Here is a 14,395-nt window from a genome sequence, read left to right on the forward strand (position 1 = left end):
GGTGGTGAGATCACGTCCGTTCTGGCGGCTGACGGCGGCGGAACGCCAGGTGTGGGAGGCGTATCCCTCCGGGGCATGGGTCGATCTGCGCACCGGTGACCCCGCCCGCGACGACCCGGCCGGTGGTGGCGCGTGGGGGCCCGAGCGCACCGTGCGGGCCGAGCTGGTGACCGCCCTGATGCTCGGCGCCCGTCCCGCCAAGCCCGGCCAGGTGGCCGGGCTGCGGCTCGCCGGGGCGCGCATCACCGGGATGCTCAACCTGTCGGACGCGACGCTCACCAGCAAGCTCCACCTGCTGAACTGCCACCTGTCCGGCACGGTGTCCCTGACCGACGCCACCACCAAGGGCATGCGCTTCCGCGGCTGCGACATCCACCGCATCCGCGCCGCCCGCTGCACGGTGGACGGCCTGCTGGAGCTGGACTCCTGCACCGTCCACGCCGGAGTTCGGCTGGACAACGCCCACGTCACCGGCCAGCTCCGGCTGGCGCGGGCCCGCCTGATGGCCCCCGACCTCGACCAGAGCGGCCCGCAGAGCCACCGGCCCTCCGAGAGCTACCTGGAGGACGTCCGCCGGCCGTTCAGCGACGCCGAGAAGCGGGAGCGGGGCTGGGACCAGAACCACTGGGCGCTGTGGGCCGGCGGGCTGACCGTGGAGGGCGGCGCCTTCTGCCGCGACATCCGCACCGTCGGCGGCCTGCGGCTCATCGGCGCCAAGTTCAACAGCGGCCTGTACCTCCAGCGCGCCGTGATCAAGGGGACCGGCGGCCACGCCGTCTACGCCGACCACATGCAGGCCAGCAGCGTGGAGTTCAGCGCGGGCTTCACCGCCGAGGGCACCGTGCGGCTGCGCGGCGCCCGGGTCACCGGGGTGCTGTCGTTCGACCAGTCCGTGGTGAGCGCGCAGGGCCGCGCGCTGCACCTGAGTCACATGCAGGTCGACGAGCTGATCCTGACGCCGGCCTTGATGGAGGGCGGGGTCAACCTCGGCTACTCGCGCGTGGGCGTCCTGCTCGACCATCCCGGGGCCTATCCCGGCCACGTGCACCTGAACGGGTTCGCCTACGAGTCGCTGCGCGGCGAGGCCCGGCTGGCCGACCGGCTGTCGTGGGTGAGCCGCGACCCGGGCGGCTACCGTCCGCAGCCGTACGAGCACCTGGCCGCCTGGTACCGCAGGATCGGCCACGAGCAGGAGGCGCGCCGGGTGCTGCTGGCCAAGCAGCGGGCGCGCCGCTCGACCATCGGCCCCACCGGGCGCCTGGCCGGGCTGCTGCTGGACCTGATCGTCGGGTACGGGTACCGGCCGTGGCTGGCCGGGGTGTGGTTCGCCGTCCTGCTGGCCGCCGGCACCGCGATCTTCGCCACTCATCCGCCCTCCCAGGTCGGCCTGGACGAGCGGCGAGTGTTCCACCCCTTCCCCTACACCCTGGACCTGCTGGTGCCGGTGAGCGTCTTCGAGCTGCGCGGCGCCTGGGAGCCGGTGGGCTGGACGCAGTGGCTGGCCAACATCCTGATCGCCTCGGGGTGGATCCTCGCCACGGCGCTGATCGCCGGCGGCACCCGCGTCCTACGCCCGTCCAATCCCTGACCGGGGCTCGCGGCCGTCCTGGACGGCCTGTCCGGGGACGCCGGGCCGCACGGACGTCCCCGCCTTCCGGGGCGCCGGGGCGGCGGCGGGGGCGTCCTCGACGCGCAGACGCGGCATCGCCTGGGGATGGTTCTCGCGGATGTAGGCGACCAGGTGCTCGCGGACGTCACACTTGAGGTCCCACACGCTCGGCGCGTCGGAGGCGCTCATGAGCGCGCGCAGTTCCACCAGGCCGTTGGCCTGGATGTCGGTCACCTGGAGGGTCCAGTCCTTCTGGTCCCACAGCGGGTGCTCGCGCAGGCAGCGGTACAGCTCGGCCCGCAGCTCGTCGACGGGCACCGTCCAGTCGACGTAGAACATGACGTGCCCGACGACGCGGCTCTCGTAGCGGGTCCAGTTCTCGAACGGCGTGGAGGTGAAGTAGGACACCGGCAGGATCAGCCGGCGCTCGTCCCACAGCCGCACGACGACGTAGGTCAGGGTCAGCTCCTCGATACGACCCCACTCTCCGTCCACGACCACGGCGTCGTCGAGCCTGATGGCGTCGCTGAAGGCGAGCTGCAGCCCGGCGATCAGGTTGCTGAGCGTGGACTGGGCGGCGATGCCGGCCACCACGCCGGCGATGCCCGCCGAGGCCAGCAGGCCGGCGCCGAGCGCGCGGACGGCGGGGAAGCTGAACAGCATCGCCCCGGCGGAGACGACGATGATGACCGCGGCCGCCACCCGGCGGACCAGGGTGATCTGCGTGCGGATGCGGCGGGCCCTGCGGTTGCCGATGCCCTCGACGCCGTTGAGCCTGGCCAGCACCACGTCGGTCACCGCGTAGGCGGCCTGGATGACCAGCCAGGCCACGCAGGCGATCAGCAGGACGGTGACGGTCTGCTGCACCGCGAACTCGAACGACCTGCCGGACATCCCCGGCGCGTAGACCGTGTTGAAGGCGACCACGGCGGCGGTGGCGAAGCCCGGCCACGTGCACCGCTCGACGACCGGCCCGGCCAAGGAGAAGCGGCCGTTGACCCTGCGCGACCGCAGCACGCGGCGCAGCAGCTCGACGGCGACGAGCGCCGCCAGGACGACGACGACCAGGACGATCCAGTTCACTGCCGATGACACGGGCGGCATCCCCTTCTCCGGTTTCCCCACTGTCGCACCGGCCGGGCGCCGGCGGACCGGTCCGGCGCCCTCGGCTTTCACCAGGGCCCGGACCGGCTCCGGCGATCCTTAACCAGACTTTGATCCGAAAACCACCCGTAACGGGGTGATAAACCTCACACGAGGTCCCGCCGCACGGTGACACGGCGCTCCGGGAGCGGTCAGAACACCTCGTCCAGGCTCACGGTGCCCTCCACCGCCACCTGGTAGGCCGACACCCTGCGCTCGAAGAAGTTGGCCAGCTCCTGCACGTCCTGGAACTCCATGAACGCGAACGGATTGGCCGTCCCGTACCGCTCCGGCAGGCCGAGCCGCGCCAGCCGGCGGTCGGCGACGTACTCCAGGTACTCGCGCATCCGCTCGGCGCTCATCCCCGCCAGGCCATCGCCGCACAGGTCGCGGGCGAAGGCCAGCTCGGCGGCCACCGCCTCCTCGATCATCCGGGTCACCTGGGCGCCGAGCTCGTCGTCGAACAGGTCCGGCTCCTCCGCGCGCACCGTGTCGACCACCGAGAAGGCGAACTCCATGTGCATGGACTCGTCGCGGAACACCCAGTTGGTCCCGGTGGCCAGCCCGCCGAGCAGGCCCCGCGAGCGCAGCCAGTACACGTAGGCGAAGGCGCCGTAGAAGAACAGCCCCTCGATGCAGGCGGCGAAGCAGATGAGGTTGAGCAGGAACGCCCGCCGGTCCCCCCGGGTCGACAGGCGCTGGAGCGCGTTGATCGAGTCGATCCAGCGGAAGCAGAACTCGGCCTTGTCGCGGATGGAGGGGATGTGCTCGACGGCGGCGAACGCCTTGGCCCGCTCGTCGTGGTCGGGCAGGTAGGTGTCCAGCAGCGTCAGGTAGAACTGGACGTGCACGGCCTCCTCGAACAGCTGCCGCGACAGGTAGAGCCGGGCCTCGGGCGCGTTGAGGTGCTGGTACAGGTTGAGCACCAGGTTGTTGGCCACGATCGAGTCGCCGGTGGCGAAGAACGCCACCAGCCGGTTGATCAGATGACGCTCGCCCGCGCTCAGTTCGGCCAGGTCGGCCAGGTCGGACTGCAGGTCCACCTCCTCGACCGTCCAGGTGTTGCGGATGGCGGTCCGGTAGCGCTCGTAGAACTCGGGGTAGCGCATCGGGCGCAGGGTCAGGTCCATGCCGGGGTCGAGCAGCATCACTGGCAGGCCTCGCAGATCTCGGGGTTCTCAAGGGAGCAGGCGACGGCGTCCTGGTCGAGCGCCTGAACGGGCCCGGACGCGGGTAGGGAAGCGGGTGGGAACGCCGGCGCGCCGGGGCGCGGGGCCGCGGCGGGCGCCTGGGCGGCGACGGTGGCCTGCGCGATCCGGGTGGCCGGGCGCGAGCGCAGGTAGTAGGTCGTCTTCAGCCCGGCCCGCCAGGCGTAGGCGTACATCGAGGAGAGCTTGCCGATGGTGGGAGCGGCCATGAACAGGTTCAGCGACTGCGACTGGTCGATGTACGGCTGGCGCGCGGCGGCGAGGTCGATCAGCGCCTTCTGCGGCAGCTCCCAGGCCGTGCGGTACAGCCGCCTGAGGTCCTCGGGGATCTGCGCGATCTCCTGCACCGACCCGTCGGCGCGCTTGACGGCGTCCCTCATCTCGGGCGTCCACAGCCCACGCTGCCGCAGGTCGCGCACCAGATAGCGGTTGACCTGCAGGAACTCGCCCGACAGCGTCTCGCGTTTGAACACGTTGGACACCTGCGGCTCGACGCACTCGTAGCAGCCCGCGATCGAGGCGATCGTCGCCGTGGGCGCCACGGCCAGCAGCAGCGAGTTGCGCAGGCCCGTCTCGGCGATCCTCGCGCGCAGCGCCTCCCACTCCTGCGGGTGGGCCGGGGTCGCCTGCGGGAAGTGATCCAGGTGCAGCACTCCACCGGCGGCGCGGGTGTCGGCGTAGGAGGGGTGCGCGCCGTGCGCGGCGGCCAGGGCGGCCGAGGCGCCGTAGGCTGCCAGGGCCATCTCCTCGGCGATCCGCGTGGACAGCGCCAGCGCCTCGGGCGAGTCGAACGGCAGGCGGGCCGCGAAGAACACATCGGCCAGGCCCATCACGCCGAGGCCGATCGGGCGCCAGCGGCGGTTGGCCGCCTCCGCCTCGGGCGTCGGGTAGAACCCCCGGTCGATGGACCTGTCCAGGAAGCGCACCGCCGTCGCCACCGTCGCCCGCAGCCGCGCCCAGTCGACCTCGCCGTCCACCAGGTGGGCGGCCAGGTTGACCGAGCCGAGGTTGCACACGGCGGTCTCGGCGTCGCTGGTGACCTCCAGGATCTCGGTGCACAGGTTGGACAGGTGGATGACGTTCTGCGGGCGCGCGGTCTGGTTGGAGGCCCGGTTGGCGGCGTCCTTGAAGGTCATCCAGCCGTTGCCCGTCTGGGCGAGCGTGCGCATCATGCGGCCGTACAGCGTGCGGGCCGGCAGCTGACGGACGTGCCGGCCGGCGGCCTCGGCCGCCCGGTAGGCGCGGTCGAACTCCTCGCCCCACAGGTCGACCAGCTCGGGGACGTCCTTGGGGTCGAACAGCGACCAGGTGCCGTCGGCCTCGACGCGGCGCATGAACTCGTCGGGGATCCAGTTGGCCAGGTTGAGGTTGTGGGTGCGGCGGGCGTCCTCGCCGGTGTTGTCGCGCAGTTCGAGGAACTCCTCGACGTCGGCGTGCCACGGCTCCAGGTAGACGCAGGCCGCGCCCTTGCGCCGGCCGCCCTGGTTGACCGCCGCGACGCTGGCGTCCAGCGTCCGCAGCCACGGCACGATGCCGTTGGAGTGCCCGTTCGTGCCCCGGATCAGCGAGCCGCGCGACCGGACGCGGGTCCAGGAGATGCCGATGCCGCCGGCGTACTTCGACAGCCGCGCCACCTGTCCGTACCGCTCGTAGATGGCCTCCAGCTCGTCGCGCGGGGAGTCGAGCAGGAAGCACGACGACAGCTGCGGGCGCCGGGCGCCGGAGTTGAACAGCGTCGGCGAGCTGGGCAGGTACGACAGCGTCGAGATCAGCCGGTACAGCTCGCCCGCCTCGGCGACGCCGTCGGCCAGGCCGCACGCCACGCGCAGGAAGAAGTGCTGCGGCGCCTCCAGGACGCCGCGGGTGACCGGGTGGCGCAGCAGGTAGCGGTCGTAGACGGTGCGCAGCCCGAAGTACTCGAACCGGGCGTCCCCCTCGGGGTCGACGAGGGCGTCCAGCTCGGCGGCGTTGTCCCGCACGAACTTCGCGAGGGCGTCCTGCACCAGGCCGGCCTCGTGCGTGGCGGCGACCGACTGCGAGAACGACCGCACGCCGTGCGCGGCGGTCTCCTCGGCGATCTCCTCGGCCAGCAGGCGCGCCGCGACCCGGGAGTTGGCCGGGTCGGCGATGACCCGCGCGGCCGCCTCCTCGATGGCCAGGCGCCGGTCCGCCGCCCGCCGCCCACCTCCGCCACCGTCGTCCTCCCGCGAGTGGGACGGCGGCAAATCGCGTGTCACGGTCACGTGCTCTCTCCTCGTGCGCTCGAATCCCCGTACGAGGGCACGCGGCGGCGCACGTCCGGTGAGCGGCACCCTGCGGGCACGCCGGACGACCCCGTCACGCGGCCCACCCTCGAGGCCTGGACGACTCCAGCGTCACCGGCAGGTTTTCGGGCTCGCGGGCGCCTGGCACATGCCTACCGGCCGTCGCTTCCCAGGCCGCCGACTATCGCGGCCCAGTGCTCATATGACGGCTTTCGTTCCCGCTCACCGCTGCGGGGCAGCCCCGGAATCTCACCGGGTTCCCTCTCACGTCGCCCCGGGGGGCGAACCAGCGACGATCAGGATCCTACATCTAGTGGCCCCGAGCGCAAGCACCCCCACAGGTTGTGTACGCGACCCCACTCAAGCGGGCGCGGGCGATGCCCCGGCCGCCTCGGCACGGCCCCGCTCCTTTGGTGCGATGCGGCGCCTCAGACGCGCAGGCCGAGTTCGCCGAGGGCGCGGCCGAGGCGGGCGGACTCGACACGGAGCCACTGCCGGAAGTCCTCACCCTCCAGGTACAGCGGCGTCCAGCCGCTGCGGGCGCACAACTCCCTCCAGCGCGGGGAGCCGGCCAGGTCGCGGCACATTCCGGTCAGCGCGGCCCGGTCGCCCTCGGGCAGGCCGCCCGGCCCTATCAGCCCACGCCAGTTGGCGCAGTTCACGTGCGTGTCGCACTCCAGCAGCGTCGGCGCCTCCACGCCGGGGATGCGGTCGGGCGAGGAGACGGCGAGCGCGCGCAGCCCACCGGCTCGCAGGGCCGCGCGCACGCCGTTGTGGCCGGCCAGGACCGCCCCCACCTCCCCCTTGGCCAGCGCGGCGACCGCCTCGCCGCTGGTGGGGTAGGCGACGTAGCGCAGCAGGCGCGCGTCCACGCCGAGGCTCTGCGCCAGCATGCCGAACAGCACGTGGTCCACCCCGCCCTCGGCGCGGCCGCCCAGCGCGAGCCTGCCCGGGTCGCGGCGCATGAGGTCGGCGAACGCGCCGAAGGTGGCCAGATGGGAGCCGTCCAGCACCACCAGGGCCTCCCACTCGCCGCACAGCCGGGCCAGCGGCGTGGTGCCCGCGAACGCGGTCGCCTGCCGCGCCGCGCCGACCGTGCCGACCAGCTCGGGGTCGGCCAGCAGCACCTGCCTCGGGTGCGGCGCGCGCCCGAACTCCGTCAGCGCCGTGTACTGCGGCCTGTTCACCACCCGCAGCTCTCGCACCAGGGTGTCGCGTTCCGCCACCGTCTTGAGCGCCCGCGCGACGCGATCGGCTTCACCGCCGGACGGGCCGGGTACCACGACCGGCAAGGTCACCGACCCGAGCTTGCGAGAACCGGAGGGGTCCGCGCATCCCGCCGCCAGCGCCACGAGCCCGGCACCGAGCGCGAGCACCTGCCGACGACGCATACTTCACGCCCTTTCCCCCGTTATTGAACTAAATGCCCATTTCCGGCTCCGCACACACGCCCGCCTCGCCCGGCGGGCCGTCCGCCGCGAACCCCCTCTGGACGCCGCGCCGGCGCCCGGATCGTCACGATCCCCCATACGGGGGACGAGGTTCCCGTCCCGGGGGGAGTCGGCGGGCCGGCGGCCCGATGGAACGTGGGAACGCGCGAGTCCGCGCACCCCACCCACGTCCCCCAAGGGAGCGACCGTGTCCCCCGCACCGACCACCCCGCCCAGCACCCCCGCGGACCCGCCGAGAACCCCACCCGGCCCCGCGCACACGTCCACGACGCCGTTCGGCGCCTTGCCCCGCCACGCGTCCGCGCCGAAGGACACCGCAGGCGCCCCGTCCAGGCGCACGGACGCCTCCGAGGAGGCGACGGACGTCCGGTCCCGCCACGCGACCGCATCCGGCGACAGGGCGGGCCTGCCGTCCGGCCGTGCGGGCGCGGCCCCGGGGGCGGCGCCGCGCGGCGGAGCGGTCGCGGGCGGGTGGACCGGGTACGCCGCCGCGGCGTGGGCCGCCACCTACGGCGTCGTGGCGCTGTTCTGGACGATGACGGGGACGGGGTATCCGTTCGGGGGCCCGGCCTCGGGGGGAGACGCGCCCGTCCTGCGAGGAATCCCCGCCGAGATCGCCGCACCGGTCTTCGCCGGTGTTCTGCTCGCGACCTCGGTCGCGGTGCTCGCCATGGCCGGGCGCCACGCCGTGCGCCTGCGCGGGCTGCCGCGCGCGGCGCTGCTGACCTTCGGCTACGCCGTCGCACTCTCCCTGATGGTCCTGGTCCCCGGCGCCGACCTGCTCGCCCTGACCGGATACGCCCCCATGCTGATCCTCGGCGCGCCCTTCGGCTGGCCCAAGGGCATCGACTACTCCACCGTGTTCGACTGGTCGCTGCTGAACCAGGCGTGGTCCCTGGCCGGCGGGTTCCTCGTGGGCGCCGCCGTCCTGTCCTGGCAGCGCCGCGGCCGGGGCGCCTGCGGCCGGTGCGGCCGCGACGGCGACGTGCCCGCCGCCGCCCGCGCGCGCACCGCCGCCTGGGCGCGCCGCGCCACCGCCGCCGCCGTCGTGATCCCGCTGCTCTACTCGGTCAGCCGCCTCGCCTGGCTGGCGGGCATCCCTCTCGGCATCGACCGGGCGATGCTGCGCGGCCTGCACGAGAGCGGCGGGGTGTGGGCGGGCGCGGGCCTGGCGACCTTCGCGGTCGTCGGAGCGGTCCTCACCCTCGGGCTCGTCCAGCGCTGGGGCGAGGTCTTCCCCCGCTGGATGCCCGTGATCGCCGGGCGCCGCGTCCCGGTCCTGCTCGCCGTGATACCCGCGGCCTACGTCTCCCCGGTGGTCTTCGCGGCGGGGCTGGGCATCGTCACCTCGCCCGCGATGTGGCACCTCACCGGCTACAGCACGGTCCTGATGATCACGCACGTGCTGTGGCCGCTGTGGGGAGTCGCGTTGGCGGTCGCCACCTACGGCTACCACCTGCGGCGGCGGACGGCGTGCCGCGCCTGCGGGCGGAAGGGCTGAGCGGCCGTGCCGGTGATCTCCGACGACGCGCTCGCCGCGTGGACGCGCCGGTCGCTCGCCCGCGTCGACGAGCTGCTGCGCTCCACGCTGCACAACCCGCGCGACCCGTTCCTCACCACCGTGGCCACGCACCTGCTGAACGCCGGCGGCAAGCGCCTGCGCCCGACCGTCGTCCTGCTGGCCGCGCGGTTCGGCGACCCCGCCCACCCCCACGTGGTGCGCGCCGCGGCGGCCGTGGAACTCATGCACGTGGCCTCGCTGTACCACGACGACGTCATGGACGAGGCTCCGGTCCGCCGCGGCGCGCCCAGCGTCAACGCGCGGTGGGGCAACCGCGTGGCCATCCTGGCCGGTGACTACCTGGTGGCCAAGGCGGGCGAACTCGCCGCACCGCTCGGCTCCGCCGCCCTGGAGGCGCAGGCCCGCATGCTGACCCGGCTGGTCACCGGCCAGCTCCGCGAGACGGTCGGGGCCGGTCGCGGCGACGACCCGGAGCGGTACTACATGAGCGTGATCGCCGACAAGACGGCCGCCCTGTTCGCGCTCGCGGCAGGACTCGGGGCGCGCGCGTCCGGGGCGACCGACCAGGCGGCCGGCGCGCTGGAAGCCTACGGGGAGGCGCTGGGCATCGCGTTCCAGCTCTCCGACGACCTGCTCGACCTGTCCGAGCCGACGGCGCGGGCCGGCAAGCCGTCGAACGCCGACCTGCGCCAGGGCGTGGCCACCCTGCCCCTCCTGCGCGCCCTCGCCTCCCGCCGCTCCCGCGGGCGGGACCGCGCCCTGGAGACGCGGGGAACCGGCAGGCGCACCTCCGGCAGGCCGGAAACCGGCGGGCACACCGCCGGAACACCGGGAACACGCGAGAAAGCCGACTCGGCGCTGCTGCGGCGTCAGCGGCGAGACTCGGCGCGGTTGCGGAGGATGTTCGCCTCCGGACGGATCACCGGCGGCAGGGACGTCGCGCAGGCCGCCGAGCTGCTGCGGCGCTCGCCCGGTTTCGCGCAGGCGCACGCGGAGGCCCGGCGCCACGCCGACGACGCCCGCCGGGCGCTGGAGCCGCTGCCGCCCGGCCCCGCCCGCGATGCCCTGCGCGACCTCTGCGACCACGTCGTCTCCCGCGCCACTCCCCCGGCCCCGCCTCCTGACACCGGCCCCTGACCCGGTCTCCCGGCACCCGCCTCCGGATACCGGTACGCCCGGCCGCCGGCGTCATGAGCCCCATCGGGCATGCCGGCGAGGTCACCGTCCGGCCGGATCCCTCACCGACCCTTCCGGCATGCCGGGCACCGGCCACCACGGGCCCGGCACACCCGGCGTCCTCACGGAGCCGGCGGGGCGATGAAGCCGGACTCGTAGGCGGCGATGACCGCCTGCGTGCGGTCGCGGGCCCCGAGCTTGGCCAGCACGTTGCCGACGTGGGTCTTGACCGTCTCGGCCCCGACCACCAGCCGGGCGGCGATCTCGGCGTTGGACAGGCCGGTGGCCATCAGCCGCAGCACCTCCTCCTCCCGTTCGGTGAGCCGGGCCCGCCGGAGCCGGTCGGCGGCCGGCCCGCCCGGGGCGCCGCGGCCGTGCGCGCCGGCAAGGCGCCGGATCGCCGCCGGGAACACCAGCGACTCCCCCCGCGCGACCAGCCGGACGGCCTCCACGACCTCGGCCGGGCGGGTGCGCTTGAGGACGAACCCGCTGGCCCCGGCCCGCAGGGCGTCGTACACGTGGTCGTCGTTCTCGAAGGTGGTGATGACCAGGACGCGCGGCGGGGTGCCGGACGCGGCGAGCAGCCGGCGGGTCGCCTCGATGCCGTCGATGGCGGGCATGCGCACGTCCATGAGGAGCACGTCCGGCCGGGTGCGGGCGACCATCGCCATGACCTCGGCCCCGTCGGCGGCCTCGCCCACCACCTCCAGGTCGGGCTGCGCCCCGATGATCACCCGCAGGCCGATCCGGACGAGCTCCTCGTCGTCGACGATGCCCACCCGGATGGTCACGCGCCCTCCCCCTCCTCCACCGCGCCGGCCGCCCCCTCGCCGGGACGCCTCGGCCCCCCGCCCGCCGGTCGTCGTGCCGCCGCCTTCCGGCCCTGCTCCGCCGGGAGCCGGACCGAGACGTGCCAGCGGCCGGACTCCTCGCCCGCCGTCATGGCGCCGCCGAGCAGGGTGACGCGCTCGCGGATGCCCGCGAGCCCTCTGCCCCCCGCCTCCCGCGCGCGCCGCCCGGTGACGGGATTGGACACCTCGATCGCCAGCGTGCGGCCGTCGGCGGCGACGCGCAGCGTCACGGGGACCGGGCCCGCGTGCCGGAGCGCGTTGGTCAGGCATTCCTGGACGATGCGGTACCCCTCCCGCGACACCGGCTCGGGCAGGCCGGCCAGCGAGCCCTCGACCCGCGTGCTGACCGCCGCGCCGGTGCCCCGCGAATGGGCGAGCAGGCCGTCGAGGTCCGCCATCCCCGGCCACGACGGCGGCTCGGGCTCGCGCAGCATGCCGAGGACGCGGTCGAGGTCCTCGGTGGCGGCGCGCCCGGTCTCCTCGATCGCGATCAGGGCCTGCCGCGCGAAGGCCGGATCGGTGTCCAGCAGGTGGAGCGCGGCACTGGCCTGCAGCATCGTCACGGTCAGCGCGTGCCCGATGGAGTCGTGCAACTCGCGGGCCAGCCGGTTGCGCTCGGCGAGCCTCGCCGCGCGCTCCTCCAGCGCGGCGATGCGCTCGGCCGCCGACGGCCCGAGCAGGACGGGCGCCATGACCGCCGCCAGCGCCCCGAGCCCGGCCACGGCGTACACGACGCCCACCAGCAGGGCGACGCCGACCGGCAGGAGCAGGCCGCCGCCCTGCTCCTCCAGCGGCCCGAGCCACGGCGGGTCCACCGTGCCGCCGGCCGCGCCCGCCCACCGCACGACGAGGATAACCCCCGTCACCAGGGGGATCAGGATCAACGCCCCGACGAGCCCGCCCACGGCGAGGTGGACGGCGAACCACAGCGCCGCCCGCGACCGGGTCTCCCAGGCCGCTCGCCCCCGCTCGGCCGTCTCGGGCGGATCGGGCAGATCGACGCCCAGCAGCGAACGCGCGGCGACGATCTCGAGCGCCCTGGTGCCGCGCAGGAACGGCGGCACCACGCCGATCGCGACCGTCAGCGCGAGTACGAGCGCCAGCACCCCGCGCGGCACCTGGCCGACGGCGAAGGTCTGCGCGAGCATGCCCGCGACCAGCAGGTACGGCAACAGCAGCACACCGCCGAGCAGCAGATGCACCGCCCGCCGATAGGTCCCCCCACTGACCAGCGGCCTCACCGCCGCCCGCATCCGCACCCCGTCATTCTGCCCGCCCCACCCCAGCGACCGCCGCCCGTCGTCCGGGTGCGCGGACGGGGTGGGTCAGGCGGGGCGGGCCTCCAGGTAGGAGATGGCGGGCATGGGGAGGTGGAAGGTGGTGGTCAGGGTGCCGGAGGTCGTGAGGGTACGGGTCGGGGGGTGAAGTTCGTCAAGGGTGTCGCGGGTGTGGAGGACGGGCCACTGGTCGGGGGCCGGCCAGTCGCCGCCGCCCATGGAGGTCCACACGGCCTCGATGTTGGAGTGGCGCTCGTCGATGCGGTGGTGGGTCAGGACGTACGGGCCGTCGGCGAGGCCGGTGAGAGTGAGGGTGACGCGGCGGCCGAGGATCGGGGCGCCGGCGGCCTTGGTGTGGTCGAGGGTGCCGTTCCACACCAGCACGCCGACCCGGCCGTCGTCGTGCCGGGACGCCCACGTCTCCACGCCGGCGACGTCGCCGGCGACCTCCACGGCGAGCTCGTCGTCGCCGAGCCGTTCGGCCAGGGCGAGGGCGTGGTAGCGGGGTTTGCGCAGGTTGCCAACGGTGAGCAGGCCGAATCCGCCGTGGAACAGCCGGGGCGGCCGGCCGAGCTCCTCGAAGTGGTCGGAGGCCACCCAGTGCGACAGCGCCTCGACGCGCCCGGCCGCCGACCGCATGCCGTGCAGGACGAACGCCGCGCCGAACGGACCGTCGCCGACGCCGTGGAAGTGGGTGGGCGTCGGGCCCCACTCGGTCCACCAGATCGGCGTTCCCCGCCTGTCATACCTGGCCAGGACCGGCCGCCAGTCCAGGGGCGCGTTGCCGTAGGTGTGGGTGGAGACGAAGTCGAGCGGCGCGCCCGACCGGGCGGTGTGGGCCACGAGCTCCTCGACCCAGCCGTTGGCGGCGCTGGCCGGGCCGCCGACGCGCAGGCCGGGGTGCACGCTCTTCACCGCCGCCGCGGTGACGTCGTACAGCCGGAGGTACTCCTCGGGGGTGCCGCTCCAGAAGACCTCCAGGTTGGCCTCGTTCCACACCTCGAAGGACCATTCCTCGACCAGCTCGCGCAGCCCGTAGCGGTCCGCGAGATGGCGCACCAGGTCGTGCACCAGGTCGCCCCAGCGGTCGTGGTCCTTGGGCGGGGAGATGATCGCGCGGTAGTCGAACACGGTCTTGGCCGGGTCGGCGGCCAGGTCGCGCGGCATGAAGCCGAGCTCGACGACCGGCCGCAGGCCGAGACCGGTCAGCGTGTCGTAGACCCGGTCCACGCCGGTGAAGTCGTGCACCGGCACGCCGTCCACCTCCCGGTAGACGCCGAGATCGTCGCCGAGGATGGCGTGCGCGCGCACGGAGCGCACGCCCAGCTCCTCGTGCGCCAGACGCAGCGCCTCGGCCAGCTCGGGGCCGATGGGACGGCCGCCGGTCAGCTCCGCGCTGAGCAGGTGCGACAGGTGCTCCGAGCCGATCATCGGCCGCCAGGGCCGGGGCAACGGCCGGGTGACGCGGCCGGCGTCCACCCGGACCGCGACGGCCCGGTCCCCCGCGTCGTGCGGGGTGGCGGGGACGGGCGCGCAGAACGGGCCGGCGATGTCGGTCGAGCCGAGCGCCGCCACGACGTAGTGGACGGTGCGGCCCGGGGTCACCGCCGTGTCGACGTAGCGGGCGCCGGGCACGCCGGCGACGTCCACGTGCTCTGGCTTGGTGGTGGTGAAGGGGCCCTCCGGGCTCTCGCCCCGGTGGACGAGGTAGCCGATCGCCCCGTCCACCGGGTCCCATTCCAGGGTGACGTGCCCGGCGCCGGCGGACGCGCGCAGGCCACGCGGCGCGCCGGGGGGCGTGGCCGCGACGCCGGCGACCGCCCTCGCGTCGCCGGAGCCGCGGTGGATGCGCTCTCGCCAGTCGGCGCGGGCGGAGTCGGTCATGTCGGCTTCT

At 74.4% G+C, this 14,395-nt stretch carries 10 protein-coding genes and 1 riboswitch; of the genes, 3 read left to right on the forward strand and 7 right to left on the reverse strand.

Features of this window, described 5'->3' with window-relative positions; translation table 11 throughout:
* Position 1: 1 nt before the first annotated feature.
* Positions 2-1,588 (forward strand): pentapeptide repeat-containing protein, encoded by a 1,587-nt coding sequence (locus ABZT47_RS29375; protein WP_354849002.1) that lies wholly within the window; start codon positions 2-4, stop codon positions 1,586-1,588.
* Here ABZT47_RS29375 and ABZT47_RS29380 read toward each other — a convergent pair.
* The 4 genes from ABZT47_RS29380 to ABZT47_RS29395 all read right to left on the reverse strand — a co-directional run bounded on the left by ABZT47_RS29380 (position 1,568) and on the right by ABZT47_RS29395 (position 7,615).
* A complete protein-coding gene (locus ABZT47_RS29380) occupies positions 1,568-2,704 on the reverse strand; it encodes a mechanosensitive ion channel domain-containing protein (protein ID WP_354849005.1) in 1,137 nt (378 codons plus the stop codon). The genes ABZT47_RS29375 and ABZT47_RS29380 overlap by 21 nt on opposite strands.
* 200 nt (positions 2,705-2,904) lie before the next feature.
* Positions 2,905-3,900 carry a ribonucleotide-diphosphate reductase subunit beta gene (locus tag ABZT47_RS29385; RefSeq protein ID WP_354849008.1) on the reverse strand — a complete coding sequence of 332 codons (996 nt, stop codon included), beginning with the start codon at positions 3,898-3,900 and terminating at the stop codon, positions 2,905-2,907.
* Positions 3,900-6,203, reverse strand: a complete 2,304-nt coding sequence (locus ABZT47_RS29390; RefSeq protein ID WP_354849011.1) for a ribonucleoside-diphosphate reductase subunit alpha — start codon at positions 6,201-6,203, stop codon at positions 3,900-3,902. The genes ABZT47_RS29385 and ABZT47_RS29390 overlap by 1 nt, the downstream gene beginning before the upstream one ends.
* 119 nt (positions 6,204-6,322) lie before the next feature.
* Positions 6,323-6,530: riboswitch (cobalamin riboswitch) on the reverse strand.
* Positions 6,531-6,652: 122 nt separating this feature from the next.
* Positions 6,653-7,615 (reverse strand): tripartite tricarboxylate transporter substrate-binding protein, encoded by a 963-nt coding sequence (locus ABZT47_RS29395; RefSeq protein ID WP_354849014.1) that lies wholly within the window; start codon positions 7,613-7,615, stop codon positions 6,653-6,655.
* A gap of 247 nt (positions 7,616-7,862) precedes the next feature.
* Between ABZT47_RS29395 and ABZT47_RS29400 the strand changes: the two genes are divergently transcribed.
* Positions 7,863-9,176 carry a hypothetical protein gene (locus ABZT47_RS29400; RefSeq protein WP_354849016.1) on the forward strand — a complete coding sequence of 438 codons (1,314 nt, stop codon included), beginning with the start codon at positions 7,863-7,865 and terminating at the stop codon, positions 9,174-9,176.
* A 6-nt stretch (positions 9,177-9,182) separates the two neighbouring features.
* On the forward strand, positions 9,183-10,334 hold the full coding sequence (locus tag ABZT47_RS29405; protein ID WP_354849019.1) for a polyprenyl synthetase family protein: 1,152 nt from the start codon (positions 9,183-9,185) through the stop codon (positions 10,332-10,334).
* Between the two features lie 161 nt (positions 10,335-10,495).
* On the opposite strand, the gene ABZT47_RS29410 is transcribed toward ABZT47_RS29405, so the two are convergent.
* From ABZT47_RS29410 to ABZT47_RS29420, 3 genes are all read right to left on the reverse strand, one after another.
* Positions 10,496-11,164: a response regulator transcription factor gene (locus ABZT47_RS29410; RefSeq protein ID WP_354849022.1), complete on the reverse strand. Its 669-nt coding sequence runs from the start codon at positions 11,162-11,164 to the stop codon at positions 10,496-10,498.
* Positions 11,161-12,426, reverse strand: coding sequence for a histidine kinase (locus tag ABZT47_RS29415; protein ID WP_354849024.1), 1,266 nt, complete (start codon positions 12,424-12,426; stop codon positions 11,161-11,163). The genes ABZT47_RS29410 and ABZT47_RS29415 overlap by 4 nt, the downstream gene beginning before the upstream one ends.
* 123 nt (positions 12,427-12,549) lie before the next feature.
* Positions 12,550-14,385, reverse strand: coding sequence for a hypothetical protein (locus tag ABZT47_RS29420; protein WP_354849027.1), 1,836 nt, complete (start codon positions 14,383-14,385; stop codon positions 12,550-12,552).
* Positions 14,386-14,395: the final 10 nt, after the last annotated feature.

It is taken from the genome of Sphaerisporangium sp. NPDC005289, from assembly GCF_040607455.1.
GTDB classification, from domain to species: Bacteria; Actinomycetota; Actinomycetes; order Streptosporangiales; family Streptosporangiaceae; genus Sphaerisporangium; species Sphaerisporangium rhizosphaerae.